General features: G+C 73.2%; 15 protein-coding genes. 5 read left to right on the top strand and 10 right to left on the bottom strand.

All coding sequences use genetic code 11. The features are described 5' to 3' along the window. Positions 1 to 144: 144 nt before the first annotated feature. The 5 genes from ACIPEP_RS09485 to ACIPEP_RS09465 all read right to left on the bottom strand — a co-directional run bounded on the left by ACIPEP_RS09485 (position 145) and on the right by ACIPEP_RS09465 (position 5,473). Entirely contained in the window at positions 145 to 1,431 is a 1,287-nt protein-coding gene (locus ACIPEP_RS09485; protein WP_402717112.1) for a carbohydrate-binding protein, read from the bottom strand. A 160-nt stretch (positions 1,432 to 1,591) separates the two neighbouring features. Beyond that, positions 1,592 to 2,440 (bottom strand): class I SAM-dependent methyltransferase, encoded by an 849-nt coding sequence (locus tag ACIPEP_RS09480; protein WP_402717111.1) that lies wholly within the window; start codon positions 2,438 to 2,440, stop codon positions 1,592 to 1,594. Positions 2,441 to 2,450: 10 nt separating this feature from the next. Then, positions 2,451 to 3,611, bottom strand: coding sequence for an Mrp/NBP35 family ATP-binding protein (locus ACIPEP_RS09475; RefSeq protein WP_402717110.1), 1,161 nt, complete (start codon positions 3,609 to 3,611; stop codon positions 2,451 to 2,453). After that, positions 3,604 to 4,101 carry a DUF1003 domain-containing protein gene (locus ACIPEP_RS09470; protein WP_070416691.1) on the bottom strand — a complete coding sequence of 166 codons (498 nt, stop codon included), beginning with the start codon at positions 4,099 to 4,101 and terminating at the stop codon, positions 3,604 to 3,606. The genes ACIPEP_RS09475 and ACIPEP_RS09470 overlap by 8 nt, the downstream gene beginning before the upstream one ends. Positions 4,102 to 4,153: 52 nt before the next feature. Then, positions 4,154 to 5,473 (bottom strand): magnesium transporter MgtE N-terminal domain-containing protein, encoded by a 1,320-nt coding sequence (locus ACIPEP_RS09465; RefSeq protein WP_070416690.1) that lies wholly within the window; start codon positions 5,471 to 5,473, stop codon positions 4,154 to 4,156. 104 nt (positions 5,474 to 5,577) lie between these two features. Here ACIPEP_RS09465 and ACIPEP_RS09460 point away from each other — a divergent pair, with 104 nt between their 5' ends. Then, positions 5,578 to 6,546, top strand: a complete 969-nt coding sequence (locus tag ACIPEP_RS09460; protein ID WP_229085194.1) for a general stress protein — start codon at positions 5,578 to 5,580, stop codon at positions 6,544 to 6,546. A 279-nt stretch (positions 6,547 to 6,825) separates the two neighbouring features. Here ACIPEP_RS09460 and ACIPEP_RS09455 read toward each other — a convergent pair whose 3' ends face one another. Both ACIPEP_RS09455 and ACIPEP_RS09450 read right to left on the bottom strand, forming a co-directional pair. Then, positions 6,826 to 7,314, bottom strand: coding sequence for a GNAT family N-acetyltransferase (locus ACIPEP_RS09455; protein ID WP_092384196.1), 489 nt, complete (start codon positions 7,312 to 7,314; stop codon positions 6,826 to 6,828). Positions 7,315 to 7,323: 9 nt separating this feature from the next. Further along, positions 7,324 to 8,808: an aminopeptidase P family protein gene (locus ACIPEP_RS09450; protein WP_071302018.1), complete on the bottom strand. Its 1,485-nt coding sequence runs from the start codon at positions 8,806 to 8,808 to the stop codon at positions 7,324 to 7,326. Between the two features lie 70 nt (positions 8,809 to 8,878). Between ACIPEP_RS09450 and ACIPEP_RS09445 the strand changes: the two genes are divergently transcribed. Next, on the top strand, positions 8,879 to 9,751 hold the full coding sequence (locus tag ACIPEP_RS09445; RefSeq protein WP_402717109.1) for a PHP domain-containing protein: 873 nt from the start codon (positions 8,879 to 8,881) through the stop codon (positions 9,749 to 9,751). Positions 9,752 to 9,835: 84 nt separating this feature from the next. Here ACIPEP_RS09445 and ACIPEP_RS09440 read toward each other — a convergent pair whose 3' ends face one another. Further along, a complete protein-coding gene (locus tag ACIPEP_RS09440; RefSeq protein WP_071294990.1) occupies positions 9,836 to 11,350 on the bottom strand; it encodes a DEAD/DEAH box helicase in 1,515 nt (504 codons plus the stop codon). An 82-nt stretch (positions 11,351 to 11,432) separates the two neighbouring features. Between ACIPEP_RS09440 and ACIPEP_RS09435 the strand changes: the two genes are divergently transcribed. Beyond that, entirely contained in the window at positions 11,433 to 12,149 is a 717-nt protein-coding gene (locus tag ACIPEP_RS09435; RefSeq protein WP_070416686.1) for a ferritin-like fold-containing protein, read from the top strand. 11 nt (positions 12,150 to 12,160) lie between these two features. Here ACIPEP_RS09435 and ACIPEP_RS09430 read toward each other — a convergent pair whose 3' ends face one another. Next, positions 12,161 to 12,457, bottom strand: coding sequence for a hypothetical protein (locus tag ACIPEP_RS09430; RefSeq protein WP_070416685.1), 297 nt, complete (start codon positions 12,455 to 12,457; stop codon positions 12,161 to 12,163). Between the two features lies 1 nt (position 12,458). Further along, complete coding sequence (locus ACIPEP_RS09425) at positions 12,459 to 12,683, bottom strand: DUF3107 domain-containing protein (RefSeq protein WP_070419176.1); 225 nt, start codon at positions 12,681 to 12,683, stop codon at positions 12,459 to 12,461. An 84-nt stretch (positions 12,684 to 12,767) separates the two neighbouring features. Between ACIPEP_RS09425 and ACIPEP_RS09420 the strand changes: the two genes are divergently transcribed. Continuing rightward, entirely contained in the window at positions 12,768 to 15,923 is a 3,156-nt protein-coding gene (locus ACIPEP_RS09420) for a PD-(D/E)XK nuclease family protein (RefSeq protein WP_402717108.1), read from the top strand. Further along, on the top strand, positions 15,920 to 19,192 hold the full coding sequence (locus ACIPEP_RS09415) for an ATP-dependent DNA helicase (RefSeq protein WP_402717107.1): 3,273 nt from the start codon (positions 15,920 to 15,922) through the stop codon (positions 19,190 to 19,192). Before ACIPEP_RS09420 ends, ACIPEP_RS09415 begins: the two co-directional genes overlap by 4 nt. Positions 19,193 to 19,394: the final 202 nt, after the last annotated feature.

Here is a 19,394-nt window from a genome sequence, read left to right as displayed (position 1 = left end):
CCGCCTGGGGGGGGGGGGGGCCCCCCCCCGCCAAACTACCCCCCGGCCCCCCCCACGCCGGCCGGGGGGGGGGGCCCCCCCCCCCCCGGGGGGGGGGGGGGGGGCCCCGCGCCCCCCCCGCCTCCAGTCCGTTCACGGTGGCGACTACTGCAGGTCGGCCAGGAAGCGGTCCGTCCACGCGAGGGCCGGCGCGCTCGGGACGGAGCTGCAGGTGGACATCGCCGTCGTCGAGGAGCACGGGGTGTCACGGTCGAGCGACCAGTAGTGGACGCCGGCGAGCCCGTTCGCCTTCGCGTAGGCGGACAGCGTGTCCACGTCGGCGAGGGTGAAGACCTCGTCGGAGGCGTCGTTCACGCCGATCATCGGGGTGACCTCGATCTTCGACGGTGCGATGCCGTACGTGTGCTCGAGGTTCGTGACGGCCTGGATCGAGGACTTGCCCATCTCGCAGGTCGATCCGGACAGGACGCAGTTCGCGGTCGTCGCGCGGCCGAAGTCCATCGTCATGAGGTTGACGGTGTAGTTCGTCAGGCTCGATGCCTTGATGGCCTTGACCGTGGCGTCACCGGTGCTGTTGAGGCCGCCGAAGCTCCCGTCGCTGGCGGCCAGGGTCGCGAGGGTGAACGAGAACCGCATCCCCGGGTACTTCGACTGCGCGAGCGCTGCGGCGTTGACGAGGTTCTGCACGTCGGCGGCGGACTGCCCGCTCTCGATGTCGAAGTCGACGCCGATCATGTGCGGGGTGGCGTACCGGGCGATGAAGCTCTGCAGCGCGGTGCCCGAACACTTGAACGAGCCCGCCGCACCGCCGGTGCTCACGATGTAGTTCACGCCCGCGGCGTCGAGCTTCGGGATGTTGGCGCTCGCGAACGCGTCCGCGGCGACACCGCCCCAGTTCTCGCTGCCGCAGGTGCCGGTGGCGAAGGCGAGGGTGATCGCCTTGAGGCCCGGCTCCCGGGTGGACACCAGGCTGTTGCTCGACCCGACGACCGGGATGCGCGTGCCGGTGACGGCGGTGTTCATCACGTTCGTGTTCCAGTCGAGGTTCACGGTGACGTCCTTGTAGGGGCTGAAGACCAGGCCCTTCGCCGTCCCGCCGCTGCCGCCGGTGCCCGGGGTGGTGGTGCCGCCGCCCGGGTTGGTCGTACCGCCGCCGGTGCCGGCGCAGGCTCCCGTGGACGTCCAGGGCTGGCCGCTGCCGCTCGCGCCGGAGTGGGTCGCGGGGTCGTCGCCCTGCGTCCACCAGTTCGCGGTGTAGTTCGTCCCGCTCTCGCTCACCGTCGCGCCGCCGCTGTACGCGGTGCCCGCGCTCCACGCGGTGGCGCACGCCGGTGTGGCCGCCATGGCCGGTGCTGCTGCGACGGACCCGCCCGCCAGCGCAGCCGCGAGGGCCGCGACGAGTCCGATCCTGAGTCTGGTCCTGCTGTTCACACGGTTCTCCTGTCCTCGGTCCGGCGGCGTTGCCGGACACGGGTGGAGCCCCTGCGGACCCGATTCCGCAGGAGCATTGTGGAATACCCCTGCATATTGCTCCGCGGTGGAACGACCTGTCCATGAAAGGACGTACAGGCAGCGTCGATCGGCTGGCGGATCAGTCCTTCGACGCGACGATCGTGAAGGTCGTGGGGAGGCGGTCGCGGTCCTCGCCGGGCCACTCCCACGAGCCGTCCCCGGTGTCGACCATGCGCGGGCTGAACCGCCACGGCAGCGTCCGACCCTCGTCGAGTCTGCGCAGCCGGAGCCCGGCGCCGAGCAGGGCGTTCACGATCTCCGACAGCGGGTGCGGCCACTCGTAGGTGCGGGTGTTCGACACCGTGCCGTCGCCCGCGTAGGTGCCGGCGTCGTCCCACTGCTGGGCGGAGCCGTCCGCGAAGTACCGGTAGCGGGTGACGAGCCCGTCGGCGTCCTCGTCGAGCGCGTACAGCGCGGGGTGGCCGTCGCGGATGAAGAACACACCGCCCGGTCGCAGGAGTGCCGCGACCTGGGCGGCCCAGCGGTCGAGGTCGTCGAGCCAGCAGATCGTCCCGATGCTCGTGTAGACGACGTCGAAGTCGCCCACCACCGCGGCCCGGGCGTCGAGGACGTCCGTCTCGACCCAGGTCACGTCGAGGCCGAGGCGCGCCGACAGCCCGGCGGCCGAGGCGAGCGCCGCGGGGGAGAAGTCGACGCCGGTGACGCGGGCGCCCTCGCGCGCGAGCGAGACCGTGTCCGTGCCGATGTGGCACTGCAGGTGGCAGAGGTCGAGGCCGGCGAGGGAGCCGTTCGGCAGCCACGGTCGCAGTGCAGGCAGGTCGTCGCGGACGACGGTCGAGCGGTGGTCCGGGTCGGTCAGGGCGTCGATCTCGTAGGCGCCCTCGTGGATGGGCACCCGGTCGTCCCAGTTCGCGCGGTTGGTGTCGCGGGCCTGCTCCCAGTCGACGCTGACGTGATCAGTGCTCATGCACCCGACCCTACGACAGCGACAGCCCGAGCTTCCGGCCGGACAGCCCCCGTCCCATCGTGCCGATGCGGTCCGCGATCGCCGCCAGCGCCACCGCCGCCGGGTCCTCGGGATCGCCGAGCACCACCGGGACGCCGGCGTCGCCGCCCTCGCGGAGCGGCACGGACAGCGGCACGCTGCCGAGCACCGGGACGGCGGTGTCCTGGTCGCGGGAGAGCCGGCGGGCGGTCTCGGCGCCACCGCCCTCGCCGAAGAGGTGCAGCACGGACCCGTCGGGCTGCACGAGGCCCGCCATGTTCTCGACGACGCCGATCACCCGCTGCCCGGTCTGACGGGCGACGATCCCGCTCCGTTCGGCCACGTCGGCAGCGGCCGCCTGGGGCGTGGTCACGACCAGGACCTCGGCGTGGGGGAGCAGCTGGCCGACCGAGATCGCCACGTCACCGGTGCCGGGCGGCAGGTCGAGCAGGAGCACGTCGAGGTCGCCGAAGTACACGTCGGTGAGGAACTGCGAGACGGTGCGGTGCAGCATCGGACCGCGCCAGGACACCGCGGTCGAGACGTCGTCCACGAACATGCCGATCGAGACGACCTTCACGTCGTGCGCGACCGGCGGCAGGATCATGCTGTCGACCCGGGTCGGGCGAGGGGCCACGCCCGCGGCGTCGGTGAGCCCCATCAGCCCGGGGACGCTGAAGCCGTGCACGTCGACGTCCACGATGCCCACGCGCTGCCCGCGGGCAGCGAGGGCGGCGGCGAGGTTCACGGTGACCGTCGACTTGCCGACGCCGCCCTTGCCGCTCGTCACCGCGATCACCCGGGTGAGCGAGTCCGGGGTGAACTGCACGCCCCGGGGCCTCCCCGCGCGGAGGCGTTCGGTGAGCGCGGCACGCGTCGCCGGGGCCATCACGGACACGTCGACCGCCACGCTCGAGACGCCGTCCACGGAACTCGCGGCCGCACGCACGTCGCGCTCGATGGTGTCGGCGGCCGGGCACCCGACGATCGTGAGCTGCAGATCGACGCGCACCGCGCCTCCTGGCTGCACGTCGACACCACGGATCATGTCGAGCTCCGTGACGGGCCGGCGGATCTCGGGGTCGATCACGCGGCCGAGCGCGGCGAGGACCGCGCTGCCCAGCTGCTCGTCCGACCGGCCGCCGTCAGCCACGGGCCGTCGTGCCGGACTCGTCGGCGAAGCCGGCGTCCTCGGCGTCGCGCCGGTCGAGTTCCTCGAGCAGCGAGCGGATCTCGGCGCGGATGAAGTCCTTCGACGCCATGTCCCGCATCGCCAGGCGGAGCGCCACGACCTCGCGGGCGAGGTACTCCGTGTCGGCGAGGTTCCGCTCGGCGCGCTGCCGGTCCTGCTCGAACTGCACGCGGTCGCGGTCGTCCTGCCGGTTCTGGGCGAGCAGGATGAGCGGTGCCGCGTACGACGCCTGCAGGGACAGCACGAGCGTCAGGGCCGTGAAGCCGATCGCCGCGGAGTCGAACTGCCAGGGCTTCGGGGCGAGCGTGTTGTAGCCCATCCAGACGACGCAGAACAGGGTCAGGCCGACGAGGAACCAGGGCGTTCCCATCGCACGCGCGATGCCCTCGGTCGCGCGACCGAAGGCGTCACCGCGACCTCGGCGCCGGGTCGGCAGGACGCGGGTGCGCATGCCCTTGGGGGAGTCGAGTCGAGCATCGGTCCGCTCGCGATCGCGGGGGTTGTCATCCGTTCGGGCCACGGGTGGTCCTCCTTCCCGTCGTCACGGGCGTCCTGCGTGGGCGTTGGCGCGGAAGCGGTGAGGGTTCCCCCTCGCCCTGACTTCGCCAGTCGTCCGGCAGGACGTGGTCGAGGACATCGTCGATCGTCACCACCCCGACGAGACGGTGGGCATCGTCGACCACGGGGACGGACAGCAGGTTGTAGGTCGCCATGATGCGCGTGACCTCGGCCGCGCTCGCGTCGACGCGGACCGGGTCGGTCTGCTGGTCGATGAGCGTGCCGAGTCGTTCGTTCGGCGGGTAGCGGAGCATCCGCTGGAAGTGCACGAGGCCGAGGAACCGGCCGGTCGGCGGCTCGTACGGCGGCAGCGTCACGCAGACGGCGGCGCCGAGCACCGGCGCGAGTTCGTGGCGGCGGACGAGTGCGAGCCCCTCGGCGACGGTGGCGTCGGCGGAGACGATCACCGGTTCGGTCGTCATGAGGCCACCGGCGGTGTCTGGTTCGTACTCGAGGAGCATGCGGACGTCCTGCGCCTCTTCCGGCTCCATGAGCTGGAGGAGGGCCTCGCTGCGCTCGTCGGAGAACTGCGCGAGGACGTCGGCCGCGTCGTCCGGCTGCATGTGGTCGAGCACGTCGGCCGCACGGGAGTCGACGAGCCGGGTGAGGATCTCGATCCGCTGCTGGTCGGGCATCTCCTCGAGCACGTCGGCGAGCCGGTCGTCGGGGAGCTCCTCGGCGACCTCGAACCGCCGCTCCTCCGGCAGGTCGAGCAGCGTCGACGCCAGGTCGGCCGGCAGCAGGTCGGAGTAGGCGGCGATCACGTGTTCGGCTGACTGGGCCTCGCCGGGGAGCTCGTCCTCGGTGACCTCGTTCCAGGTCGCGAACGTCGTCGGGCCCTTGCCGAACGGGGACGGTGTGGTCTTCGGCTTGCGGAGGAAGAGCTGCGACACCTCCCAGTCGCCCTGCCCGCGGTCCTCGATCGCGACGTCCTCGATGGTGGCGCGGATGCGCTCCTTCTTGATGAGGACCTTGCGACCGAGCATCTCCGCGATCACCCGGACCTCGCCACCGCGCTGCTCGAAGCGGCGCATGTTCACGAGGCCGGTCGTGATGACCTGCCCGGCACCGATCGAGGTGATGCGGCCGATGCTCACGAAGATCCGGCGCTTGCCGGGGACCTCGACGATCAGACCGACGACGTGCGGCGGATCGGCCCGGCGGTACACCACCAGGACGTCTCGGACGCGGCCGACGCGGTCTCCCGCGGGGTCGAAGACGGAGCACCCGGCGAGGCGGGCGACGAAGACCTTCGTGGCGCTCACCCGACCCAGCGTAGTCGGTGCGTCTGGCCGGATCCGCCGTGGCGGTCGGCGGCTTCCCTGAGAGTGCACGTGCGATTGCAAGGTGTGCGGTGAATGATGGCTGTGTGAGCAATCAGAGCCCGTTCGGCGGCCGGACCGCCCAGGCCTTCCCGACGCTGCCCAAGGGCGACGTCCTCGGCACCTACGACAGCTACCCCGACGCCCAGCGCGTGGTGGCGAAGCTCGCCGAGGCCGACTTCCCGGTCAACCAGCTCTCGATCGTCGGCAACGACCTCAAGACCGTCGAGCGCGTCACCGGCAAGATGACGTACGGCCGTGCGGCGATCGCCGGCGCGCTGTCCGGCCTCTGGCTCGGCATCTTCTTCGGCATCGTGCTGACGCTCTTCTCGCCGAGTGCCGGTGGCCTCATCCTCGCCGCCGCCATCATCGGTGCGGCGTTCGGCATGCTCTACGGCATCGTCTCGTTCGCGATCACGAAGCGGCAGCGGGACTTCACGAGCGTGCACCAGGTCCTCGCGACGAACTACCAGATCGTCGTCGAGCCGCAGCTCGTGGGTCAGGCACGTCGCATCCTCGGTGAGGCCGGCCTCGCCCCCACCACGCACTGGAACCCCGGTACGCCGGGTGCCCCGGGACCGCAGAGCGGCCCGGGGGCCGGGTTCCAGGGGCAGCCGCCGCAGCAGCCGTGGCGTCCGGGTCCCGGTTCGGGCTCCGGTGCTCCCGGGTCCGGCGGGCAGTCGGCCGGGTCCGGCGGCGGGTGGGGCGCCGGTCAGCAGGGATCGCCGTACGGTGGGCACGCCACACCGCACCACCAGCCAGGAGGCGCGCAGCAGCCCGGCACGCCGCCCTCCGGCGCGCAGACGGGGACGCCGCGCTACGGCACGAACGAGGGGCCGCGCTACGGGGAGACCCCGGCGACCGCTCCCGCGCCGGCAGCGCCCGCGTCCGCACAGCAGCCGCGTGCGGAGGAGCCGCCGCGCTACGGGGAGCGGGTGACCGGGGCGACGCCGCCGGCGCCGAGCTCCGCCGAGTCCGCGGAGTCCGCGCCCCCGAAGGACGACGAGTCGCGCTGAGGCGCTGGCGGCCGCCGAGCTCGGGGCCGGGGCCGGGGGCGCGGTCAGGGTCGGGGGCGAGGCCGAGGTCGCACGACGCGCCGCTCACGTCCGCCGAGGTCGCACGAACGGCCGCTCCCCGTCGCGGGGAGCGGCCGTTTCCGCGACCTCGGCGGCGTCCGTCCCGGCGCCCGCGGATCGTCGAGCGGGCGGGACACGCCGCGCGCAGGTCGTCGAGCGGGCGGGAACGGCCGCCGAGGTGCTGCGAGCGGGACGTACTTCGCCCGCTCGGGGCCCGGGCTAGAGGACCTTCGAGTAGCAGATCGAGGTCGGCACCCCGACGTACGGCCCGAAGTTCGCGATGCGCGTGAACCCCTCGCGCTCGTAGAACCCGATCGCACGCTTCTGCTCGTTCCCGGTCTCCAGCACGAGCGCCGGCGAACCGAGGTCGAGCGCAGCGTCCTCCAACCGACGCAGCAGCGCCGCCGCGACACCGGCACCCCGGGACTCCGGCCGGACGTACATCCGCTTGATCTCGGTGATGCCGTCCTGCACGACCCGCAGCCCGCCGCAGCCGAGCGGCGTTCCGTCGTCGTCCCGCGCGAGGAAGAACACCGCGATGGAGTCCGCCGTCGGCTTGTCGCCGGGTTCGGTGTCGCCGCCGTACGCACGGTCGATCTCCAGGCGCTGGGCGGCGCGGAGCCGCTGGGCGTCGGGGGAGTCGAAGTGCTCGACGTCGATCGAGAACGCGCTCTCGCTGGGGCTGGGGGAGACCTCCGGTGTCGTCACCCGCTCAGGCTAGCGGCCGGAGCGGGCGATCCACCCCTCCACTTCCGAGGGGGTCCGGGGGATGCCGACGGACAGGTTCTCGGCGCCGTCCTCGGTCACGAGGATGTCGTCCTCGATGCGGACGCCGATGCCGCGGAACTCCTCGGGCACGGTGAGGTCGTCCTGCTGGAAGTACAGGCCGGGCTCGATCGTGAACACCATGCCGGCCTGCACGGTGCCGTCGATGTACATCTCACGCCGGGCCTTCGCGCAGTCGTGCACGTCGAGGCCGAGGTGGTGGCTCGTGCCGTGCACCATGTAGCGACGGTGGAACTGGTTGTCCTGCTGGAGCGATTCCTCGGCGCTGCCGGGCAGGAAGCCCCATTCGGCGGTCTTGCGGGCGATGACCTCCATCGCGGTGGCGTGCACCTGACGGAATGTGATGCCGGGCTTCACGATGGCGAAGGCCGCGTCCGCCGCTTCGAGCACGGCTTCGTACACGAGGCGCTGCACGTCGGTGAAGGTGCCGCTGACCGGGAGCGTGCGGGTGATGTCGGCCGTGTAGAACGAGTCGACCTCGACCCCGGCGTCGATGAGGATCAGGTCGCCCGGCTCGACGGCGCCGTCGTTGCGGGTCCAGTGCAGGATGCAGGCGTGGTGGCCCGAGGCGGCGATCGTGTCGTAGCCCACGGTGTTGCCGTCGGCACGGGCCCGGCGGTTGAACGTGCCCTCGACGATGCGCTCGCCGCGGGGGTGCGCCAGGACCGCGTCGAAGTCGGCGATGACATCGTCGAACCCGGCCTTGGTCGCGTTCACGGCCTTGCGGAGCTCGTTGACCTCGTACGCGTCCTTCACGAGGCGCAGCTCGGAGAGGTCACGGGCGAGGGCGTCGTCCGTCGCGGGCACGCCGTCGGCCTCGGGCGCGCCACCGACGGCGCTGCCGATCCGGTCGTCGAGCCCACGGGTGAGGTCGGTGTCGGCGTCGCGCACGACGAGGGCCGAGGCGTCGAGTCCGGCGCGCACGGCGTCGAACGCGCCGAGGTCGGCCGTCGCGAGACCGAGGTCCGCCGCGACCTCGTCCAGCGAGGGGCGCGGGCCGACCCAGAACTCCCCGATCTCGGGGTTGGCGTAGAACTCCTCGGAGTCGCGGCCGGCGGTCGCGCGGAAGTACAGCGTGGCGTCGTGCCCGGAGCCGTTCGGTGTCATGACGAGCACGGAGCCGACGACGGTGTCGGTGCCCCAGCCGGTCAGGTGCGCGAACGCGGAGTGCGGGCGGAACGGGTAGTCACAGTCGTTCGACCGCACCTTGGCCTGGCCGGCCGGTACGACGATCGTCCGGCCCGGGTGCAGCTCGGAGAGCTTCGCGCGGCGTTCGGCAGCGAAGGCGGCCTGCTCGCGGGGCTCGGGCAGCGGACGGTCACGATCGGCCCACTGCGAGCCGATGTAGTCCTTGAACGTCGAGGATCCGGGGGTGGTGGAACGGTTGCTCGTCGCGCGGGGCGTGGTGTCGGACATGCACCCATCATCGCACCGCCCGTCGCTCCGCGGCCTGTGCGCCCGCTCACCTGTGGATAGCATTGTCGACGTGCCCGATCCGTTCATCGACCTGCACGCGCACTCGAGCGTCTCCGACGGCACCGAGCGACCCGCGGACCTCGTCCGGGCGGCAGCAGCCGCCGGACTGGACGCCGTCGCGCTGACGGACCACGACACGACCGCGGGGTGGGACGAGGCCACGGCGACCGTCCGCGACCTGCCGGTCACGCTCCTCCCGGGTCTCGAACTGAGCACCCGCGTCGGCTACCGCAGCGTGCACGTCCTCGGCTACCTGGTCGACCCCGCCGACCCGGCGCTCGTCGCCGAGACCGAACGGATCCGCGACGGACGCCTCGCGCGGGCCCGCCGGATGGTCGACCGCATCGGCCGCGATCACCCGATCACCTGGGACGACGTGCTCGCGCAGTCCCGCGACGGGGCCACGATCGGCCGCCCGCACATCGCCGACGCCCTCGTCGCTCGCGGGCTCGAGGCCGACCGCAGCGCGGCGTTCCGGGGGATCCTGCACCCGGCCTCCGGGTACTACGAGCCGCACGAGGCGCCGTCCCCGCTCCGGGGCGTCGAGCTCATCCGACAGGCCGGCGGCGTCCCCGTCATCGCCCATCCCGCCGCGTCGTCGCGGGGGATCGTGATCGACGAGCCGATGCTCCGCGAACTGGTCGATGCCGGGCTCGGCGGGCTCGAGGTCGACCACCGCGAGAACCTCGCGCACGGCAAGCGCACCCTGCTCGACTGGGCCACGCGGTACGGCCTGTTCGTGACCGGGTCGAGCGACTACCACGGCACGGGCAAGCCGAACCGGCTGGGCGAGCACCGCACGGCGTCGGCGGCGTTCGACGCCATCCGCTCCGAGGCGACCGGCAGCGCGCCCGTCGTCGGCGCGGGCTCCCGCCTGGCCTGACCAGCGCGGCCGCTCCGGCGGGTGGGGACGACGAAGGGCCCGTCGCGTCGGCGACGGACCCTTCGGTGTGACGGCCTGGAGGCGCTACTCGCCGTCCGACGACCCCTGCGGCGCCGAGGCGGTCGCCTCGGACGAGCCGCTGCCGCTCCCGCGGCGGCGACGCCGACGACGACGCTTCGCGGCGCCGTCGGTCGAACCGTCGGCCGGTGCGCCCTCGGCACCACCGGACTGGGCCGGGGACTCGGCGTCCGCAGGCTGCGAGGCGGACCGTGCCGCGCCTCCCGAGCCGTTGCCGGAACCGGATGCCGAACCCGAGCCGGACCGCGTCCGGGTGCGGGGCGGACGCGAGCCGCTGCGCGGACGGTCGCCCGACTGCTTCTCGGCGGGGCCACCGGCCGATGCCGCGTGCGCCGAAGCGCCGGGCAGACGGCCCTTGGTGCCGGCCGGGATGTCGAGTTCCTCGAACAGGTGCGGCGACGACGAGTAGGTCTCGACGGGCTCGGGGATGCCGAACTCGAGCGCCTTGTCGATCAGCGTCCACTTGTGCAGGTCGTCCCAGTCGACGAACGTGACCGCGATGCCGGTCTTGCCCGCACGGCCGGTGCGCCCGGCACGGTGCAGGTAGGTGTCCGGGTCGTCCGGGATGGTGTGGTTGATCACGTGCGTGACGTCGTCCACGTCGATGCCGCGGGCCGCGACGTCGGTGGCGATCAGCACGTCGCGCTTGCCGGCCTTGAAGGCGGCCATGGCACGCTCGCGCTGCTCCTGGTTGAGGTCGCCGTGCACCGCTGCGGCGTTGAACCCGCGGTCCTTGAGCTCCTCGACGAGCTTCGCGGCCGCGCGCTTCGTGCGGGTGAAGATCACGGTCTTGCCGCGCCCCTCGGCCTGCAGGATGCGGGCGATGACCTCGTCCTTGTCGAGCGAGTGCGCGCGGTAGATGAGGTGCTTGATGTTCGCCTGCATCAGACCCTCGTCGGGGTCGGTCGCGCGGATGTGCACCGGGCGGCTCATGAAGCGGCGGGCGAGCGCCACGATCGGCGCGGGCATCGTCGCCGAGAACAGCATCGTGTGCCGCACCTCGGGGATGGCCTGGAAGATGCGCTCGATGTCCGACAGGAACCCGAGGTCGAGCATGCGGTCGGCCTCGTCGAGGACGACCTCCTGCACGTGCGACAGGTCGAGCAGGCGCTGGCGCTGCAGGTCGATCAGGCGCCCGGGGGTGCCGACGACGATCTGGGCGCCGGCCTTGAGCTGCTCGATCTGCCCCTCGTACGCCTTGCCGCCGTAGATCGCCGCGATGGTCGTCGGGCGGTTCGAGGTGGCGAGCTCGAGGTCCTCGGTCACCTGGACCGCGAGTTCGCGGGTCGGCACGACGACGAGGGCCTTGACGCCGGGCGCCGGGTCGGCTCCGAGGCGCTGGATGAGGGGGAGGCCGAAGCCGAAGGTCTTGCCCGTACCCGTCTTGGCCTGGCCGATGATGTCCTGGCCGGTGAGGGCGAGCGGGATCGTCTGCTGCTGGATCGGGAAGGGCTCGAGGATGCCCTTCGTCGCGAGCGCGTCGACGATGTCCTGCTCGATGGAGAGGTCTGCGAAAGTCAAAGAATCACCTTAGTTCTGGTGGAAGTCCCGACCAGTCTACCGGCGGGTCGGGCTCGGTTCTCCAGGCCCCTATGCTGGAGCCGTGGTGTCGTGGTGGAACCGGAAGCGCGCGGCGGAGCTCGCGTCCGCGTGGCTCGCGTCGCGGAACCCGCGGAACGCCTCGCCCGTGGAACGTCTGCAGCTCGACGACGTCAGCCCCGAGCTGGACGTCTACCTGGGCCAGGCGGCGTACCTCGAACTCTCGCTCTACGAGACGATGGGCCGCGCCGGGGCCGGTGCGCCGACCCTGTCCGGCCGGCTCGTCACGGGTGTGCTCGCGACGACGGCGCTCGAGCGGCACCGCGCCATCGTCGCCGAGATCGAACGGACCGGCGGTGACCCGGCTGCGCTGATGGCCCCCCACCGCGAGGCGATCGACCTGTTCCTCGAGCGCACGAGCGGCGCGGACTGGTACGAGTCGATGCTCACGGGCTACGTCACCGCGGGGATCCTCAACGACCTGTTCGGCTCGCTGCTCCGGTCGCTCCCGGCCGAGGTCCGGCAGCGCCTGAAGACCGTGTTCGACGCGCGTGAGGAAGCCGCCGTCGTCGAGGAGCTCACCGAACGCATCGCCGAGGACCCGCAGGTCGGGTCGCGACTGGCGATGTGGGGGCGGCGGCTCGTCGGGGACACGTTGCTCGTGGCCCGGTCGGCGCTCGCGTCGCACGCGCGTGAGGACCAGGAACGGCTCGAGCCGGTCTGGACCGAGCTCATCGCTGCGCACACGCGGCGCATGGACGCGCTCGGCCTGACGGCCTGACGGCCCCCGGGTCAGGCGCCGGAGGCCTTGACGCGCTCGTAGTACGCCGCGTCGGCAGCCGTACGGCGCTTGCCGAGGACCCACTCCGCGACGAGGGCGACCACACCGGCACCGACCAGGGCGACGACCCAGATCCAGGTCGCGTCGTACTGCCAGCCGGCCCAGGTCAGGGCTTCCCACAGCACCGCGGCGACGATGCCGCCGACCGCGGGGCCGAGCAGGGAACCACGGCTCGAGCGCCACGGCAGGACCACGTGCGCGACGGCCCCGAGGATCAGCCCGCCGAGGACCGCGAAGAGCAGCTCCACGTCAGGCGACGAAACCGATGCGACGGGACTCCTCCGCGCCGACCTCGACGTAGGCGAGGGACGCGACGGGGACGATGAACCGACGGCCCTTGTCGTCCTGCAGCGAGAGGTGCGTCGCCTTGTCGTCGAGCGCGGCCGCGACGGCCTTCTCGATCTCGTCGGCGGTCTGGGCGGTCTCGAACGCGATCTCGCGCGGGCTGTTGGTGATGCCGATCTTGATGTCCACGAGCACAGCGTATCCGAGCGGCCCCGACGGCCATCGGGCGTTCGCCGCAGGCGCACTGTCGGTCGCTGCGGTTACCGTACGAGGGTGCCCCAGACGACGCTCACGCCCGCACCCGAGGCCACGGGCGTCGCGCGGGCGTTGGCGTCCGACCCGTCGCAGGCCGCCGTGCTCGCACTGCCGGACGGTCGGCACGCCGCGGTCATCGGCGCACCGGGCACCGGCAAGACGACCACGCTGTCGCGGCTGGTTGCGGCACGGCTCACGCGAGACGACGCGATCTCGCCCGACGGTCACGCCACCGTCCTCGCCCTGACGAGCGCCCGCGCGGCCGCCACCGCGCTCCGCGACCGGCTCGCCGCCTCGGTCGACCGGGTGATGCCGGGTGCACTCGCACGGACGGTGAACTCGCTGGCCTTCCAGCTCGTCGCGCACGCCGCGGCCGTCCAGGGCCTCGAGACCCCGACCCTCCTGACCGGTGGCGAGCAGGACCGCATCATCGCCGACCTGCTCGACGGGCACGAGACCGACGGCACGGGTCCGGACTGGCCGGCCCCGATCACCGCCGTCGTCCGCGAACGCGCCGGCTTCCGCACCGCCCTGCGCGACGTCATGATGCGGGCGGTCGCCGCGGGCGTGGAACCCGAGGACATGCGCGAACTCGGGGACGACACCGGGCGTCCGGAGTGGCGGGCGGTCGGGGACTTCGTCGATGAGTACCGCGCCGCCGTGACCTCGTTCCGCGCCACCAGCCTCGACGCCGCCGAACTCGTCGCCTACGCCACGGCCGCCGTCCTGCGGGGGCAGGTCCCGGCGAGCGTCGCCGCGCTGCGCCTCGTCGTGGTCGACGACACGCAGGAGCTCGTCGAGGGGGAGATCGCGCTGCTCGGGGCGCTCGCCCGCTCCGGCGTGCAGATCGTCGCCTTCGGTGACCCCGACATCGCCGCGTCGGCGTTCCGCGGGGCCGAGCCCGACGTGCTCGGCCGCCTGGCCTCCCGGCTCGGTGTGGACCGCGTCGACGAGCTGGTCCTCGGCACGGTGCACCGGCACGCGGCACCCGTCCGCGCGCTCGTCTCGGGCATCACGGCGCGCATCGGCGCCGCCGCGGCCGGACGGCAGCGCACCGCCGTGGCGACCACGGCCGACGCCCGCCCCGACGCCGTCCTGCACCTCGAGGGCGCGAGCCGTGCTGCGCTCGTCGTCGCGATCGCCCGGCGGCTCCGCGAACACCGGTTGCTCGACGGCGTCCCGTGGCACCGGATGGCCGTCGTCACCCGCAGTGGTGCCGCGATCCCCGAGCTCGTCCGCGCGCTCTCCGTGGCCGAGGTCCCCGCGACCGCCGGGGCCGCGCCCGTCCGACCCCGCGACGACACCGCGGCGCGGTCCCTGCTCGACGCCGCGGCCGTCGCGCTCGGGGTCCTCCCGCTCGACCCGGTGCTCGCCACGTCCTTCGCGACCGGGCCGCTCGGCGGGCTCGACACCCTGGCGATGCGGCGGCTCCGCCTCGCGTTGCGGCGGGAAGAACTGGCCGGTGGCGGTACCCGCACGGCCGACGAACTCCTCGTGGACGCACTCGGCGCGCCCGAGCGCCTGGCGACCGTCGACGCCGGGTTCGCCCGACGCGCGACGCGGCTCGCACGGAGCCTGGTGCAGGCGCACCAGGACGCCGAGTCCGGTGCGAGCATCGAGGAGATCCTCTGGGGCCTCTGGGAACGGAGCGGGCTCGCCGGCGCCTGGGGCGGCCAGTCGGCTGCCGGCGGGGTCGGTGCGGCCGAGGCCGACCGGCACCTCGACGCCGTGGTCGGGCTGTTCACCGCGGCGAAGCGGTTCGTCGAGCGCACGCCGGACGCCCCCGCACGGGTGTTCGTCGACGACCTGCTCGGCGCCGACCTACCCGAGGACTCGATCGGCCCCGACCGCACCGCCGGCCGGGTCCGCGTGCTCACCCCCTCGGCCACGATCGGGCTCGAGTGCGACGTCGTCGTGGTGCTCGGGCTGCAGGACGGCGTCTGGCCGAACACCCGGGTACGGGGCAGCCTGCTCGACCCCGACGGCCTGGTCCGTGCCGCCGCGGGGATCGACCACGAGACGATCGACGACCGCGCCGCCGTGATCGCCGACGAACTCCGCCTGTTCGCCCGTGCGGTGTCCCGCGCCACCACCCAGGTGATCATCGGGACGGTGGCGAACGACGACGAGTCGCCCTCGCCGTTCGTCCGCCTCGTGCCCGTGCCGCCCGACCGGCAGCCGACCGTGCACCCGCTGTCCCTGCGCGGCCTCGCCGGGTCGCTCCGTCGGCGCGTGGTGGCCTCGGGCGACCACGAGGCCGCGTCCGCGCTCGCACGCCTGGCCGAGGCCGAGGTCCCCGGCGCCGCTCCGGACGACTGGTACGGGCTCGCCGAGCCCTCGACCGACGACCCCCTCGTCGACCTCGACGCCGAGCCGGCACCCGAGCACGAGGGCGGCGAGCCCGTGCCCCCGACCGTGTCGGTCTCGCCCTCCCGCATCGGCACCTTCGAGGAGTGCCCCGTGCACTGGTTCGTGCAGACCTTCGGCGGCAGTGCCCCGAGCCCCGCGATGGGCATCGGGACGATCGTGCACGAGACCATGGAGCACGCCACCGCCGTCGACGTGGAGTCCCTGTGGCAGCACGTCGAGGACCGGTGGGACGAGCTGACGTTCGAGTCGCCCTGGATCGCCGATCGCGAACGCGCCCGCACCCGTCGCATGATCGAGGGACTGAGCGACTACCTCCGCACCTTCGCGAGCGCCGGACGCCGACTGCTCGGCGCCGAGACCTCGTTCGCGCTCGTCACCGGGCCGGCACGGATGCGCGGCAGCATCGACCGGATCGAGGTCGACCCGGACGGCCGGGTCAGCGTCGTCGACCTCAAGACCGGGCGCTCGATGCCGAGCGAAAAGAGCGACATGCCCGAACACCCCCAGCTCGGCGCGTACCAGCTCGCGGTCGAGGACGGCGCGGTCGAGGGGGTCCCCGCCGGCTCGGCGATGGCCGATGCCCGGCTCGTGTTCGTGCAGAACGCCCGCAGCGGCCGTGCCTACTCCGAGCGGACGCAGCAGGCGTTCGACGACGAGGCGCGTGAGGCCTACCGCCAGCGGCTGCACACCGTGGCGACGGGCATGGCCGGACGGACCTTCCTGGCGAACGTCGACGACCACTGCGAGAAGGCCCGGACCGGCGTCGAGTGCCGGATCCACGTCGTGGGCGAGGTGACCTGGTGAACGAGGAACAGCTGCTCGGCCCCGACGGTGCCCGCACCGCCGACCCCGACCGCGTCGAGCCGCCGCGGCACGACGCCGACGCGATCGCCGACGCCCTCGGACGCCCGCGCCCCACGGCGCAGCAGCGCGCCGTCATCGAGTCCCCGCTCACCCCGGCGCTCGTCGTCGCGGGAGCCGGCAGCGGGAAGACCGAGACGATGGCGTCGCGGGTCGTCTGGCTGCTCGCGAACGGGATGGTCCGCCCCGACGGCATCCTCGGCCTGACCTTCACCCGCAAGGCCGCCGGCGAGCTGTCGGTCCGCATCAACGACCGCATCCGCGCGCTCGAGGACGTCGGGCTGCTCGAGGCCGGTGACGCGTTCGAGGCGCCGACGGTGTCCACCTACAACGCGTTCGCCAACTCGGTCTTCCGCGAGAACGCCCTGCTCGTCGGCCGCGACGGCGAGTCCCAGGTGCTCACCGAACCGTCCGCCTGGCAGCTCGCGCGCCGGGTCGTCGTCGCGGCGCGGGACGACCGGCTGGCCGGGCTCGACCGCGACGTCGACACCGTGACCGCCGCGGTCGTCTCGCTCGCCGGCGCGGTGTCCGAGCACCTCGTCGAACCGGAGCGGTTGCGTCGGTTCGCGATCGAGTTCGCCGAGCTGCTCCAGCTGCCGGGGAACGCCCGCGGCGGCGCGTACAAGGTGATCACCGACGCCGTCGCCGCGGTCGGTGCCCTCGAACCCCTCGTCGACCTGGTGGAGGAGTTCCGCCGGCAGAAGGTGGACCGCGGGTTCGTGGAGTTCTCCGACCAGATCGCCCTCGCCCTCGCCGCGGCCGAGTCCGCACCGCGCGTCGTCACCGACCTCCGGCAGCGGTACGGCGTCGTGCTCCTCGACGAGTACCAGGACACCTCGGTCGTGCAGACGCGGTTCCTCGCCCGGCTCTTCCGCGGGCACCCGGTGATGGCGGTCGGTGATCCCCACCAGTCGATCTACGGGTTCCGCGGGGCGAGTGCCGCCAACCTCGCCCGGTTCCCGCGCGACTTCGGCGGGACGTCCGACGACGGCGCCGACGCCGCACGCCCCGTCACCTTCGCGCTCTCCACCAGCTGGCGGAACCCGGTCGACGTCCTCGCCGGCGCCAACGCCGTCGTCGCGCCCCTGTCCGAGGCGTCCGAGGTCGACGTCGAGCGCCTCGTCCCCCGACCCGGGGCGGACGCCGGAACGGTCCACGCCGTGTTCCCGGAGACCCTCCCGGACGAGGCCGCCGCCGTGGCGGAGTGGTTCGCCGCTCGCCGCGCCGCTGACCCGACGGGGTCGATGGCGCTCCTGCTGCGCTCGCGGAAGGACCTCGCCGCGTTCACCGCCGCCCTCGGCGACCGTCGCGTGCCGTTCCACGTGCTCGGCACCGGCGGACTCCTGCAGCGGCCGGAGATCGTCGACCTCGTCGCGTGCCTCCGCGTGCTGCACGACCCCGCCGCCGGCAACGACCTCATCCGGCTGCTCGCCGGCGCCCGGTGGCGGATCGGCACCGCGGACATCGCCGCCCTGCACGCCCTGGCCCGCTGGCTGTTCGGCCGCGACCACACCCAGCAGCGACTCGACGACGACGTCACCGCAGCCTTCCGGGCGTCGGTCGCCGCGGGGGAGCACGGCTCGATCGTCGACGCCCTCGACTTCGTCGCCACCGCCCCGGACGAGCACGGCGCGCTCGCCGACATCAGCGAGACCGGACGCTTCCGGATGCGCGACCTCGGCCGCCAGCTCCAGGCGCTCCGGTCCCGGGCCAGCGGCGACCTCGTCGACTTCGTCACGCTCGTCGTGCAGGAGATGCGGCTCGACATCGAGGTCGCCGCGCACGAGCAGGGGAGCGGGGCGTTCCTCGACGCCTTCATCGACGAGCTCGCGGGCTTCGTGACGACTGACGACCGGGCCGACCTCGGTGCGTTCCTCGGCTGGATCGACGCCGCTGCCCGTCGTGACGACATGGGTCCCCGCTCCGAGGAGCCCGAGGCCGGCACCGTGCAGATCCTGACGATCCACGGGTCGAAGGGCCTCGAGTGGGACGCCGTGGCGGTTCCCCGACTGGTCGAGGGTGCGCTCCCGGCCCGCCCGCAAGAGGGCTCGTCCGGGTGGATCGGCTTCGGCCGGCTGCCGTACGAGTTCCGGGGAGACGCCGACGAGCTGCCGCGACTGGACTGGCGCGGGCACGACACGCAGAAGGACGTCACGCTCGCGATCGACGCCTACAAGGAACAGGTGAAGGCCCGCAACGAGGACGAGGAGCGTCGCCTCACCTACGTCGCGCTCACCCGGGCGAAGCACGACCTGCTCGTCTCCGGCTCGTTCTGGGCGGGCGGGGTCCGACCCACCGAGCCGAGTCGGTACCTGCGGGACCTCGTCGACGCCGGTGTCGTGGACGCGGCCGCCGTCCCCGAGACGACCGAGCACGAGGAGAACCCCCTCGGTGACGCCGGGCCCACGCAGTCCTGGCCGCACGTGCCGTTCGGGCAGCGCGCCGCCCGGGTGGTCGCCGCCGCCGACCGCGTGCGGAACGCCAACCCCGGGGCGGCCGGTCGGTTCAGCGCCGACATCGACCTGCTGCTCGCCGAGCGCGCCGCGAACCGGTCGGCCCGGCACCGGGTGGTCGTCCCGCACCGCGTCCCGGCGTCCGGGTTCAAGGACTACCTCGCCGAACCGGACGCCGTGGCCGAGCGGCTGCGGCGCCCGATGCCGGAGCGGCCGTACCGCGCGACCCGCCTCGGCACGCTCTTCCACCAGTGGGTCGAGCAGCGTGCCCGCAGCGGCGGTTCGCTCGAGACCCTCGACGCCTGGCCGGACGAACTCGACCTCGACCCGGACGACGTGGTCGACGCCTCGGCGGACGTCGCGGTCACCGACGACGACGCCCGGCGGCTCGCCGACTTCCAGGCGACCTTCGCCCGGTCACGGTGGGCGGAGCTGACACCGGTCGAGGTCGAACGGGAGATCCACATCCCGTTCCTCGGCCACAGCGTCGTCTGCAAGCTCGATGCGGTCTACGAGATCGACGGCCGGGCCGAGGTCGTCGACTGGAAGACCGGCAAGGCCCCGTCGGGCGACGACGACCTGGCGAAGCGGCAGCTGCAGCTCGCGTTGTACCGGGTCGCCTACGCGGAGTTCACCGGGCGCCCGATCGATGAGGTCGACGCGGTGTTCTACTTCGTGGCCGACGACCTCGAGGTCCGGCCGCGCGAACTCCTCGACCGCGCCGGACTCGAGCGCGCCTGGCGGGACGCGATCGGCTGACGCCGGCCGGCCGCGCTGACGCCGGCACGGCGCCGGCTCGGCGCCGGGCCGGCCGCGCTGACGCGGGCCCGCAGGTCGAACCACGAATCCGACGTCGAACCACGCGCGGACGCTGGTTCCGTGTCGGAACCGTGGTTCGATACGGACCGGTGGCGCGGCGGACCGCCGGCGACGGGGCGGGGGCGAGCCGCGCCTCCAGGGC

Origin of the sequence: Curtobacterium sp. NPDC087082 (assembly GCF_044745045.1) — a bacterium.
Taxonomy (GTDB): Bacteria; Actinomycetota; Actinomycetes; order Actinomycetales; family Microbacteriaceae; genus Curtobacterium.
Note: the sequence above shows the minus strand (reverse complement) of the source record. Positions and strands in the feature narration are given on the sequence as shown.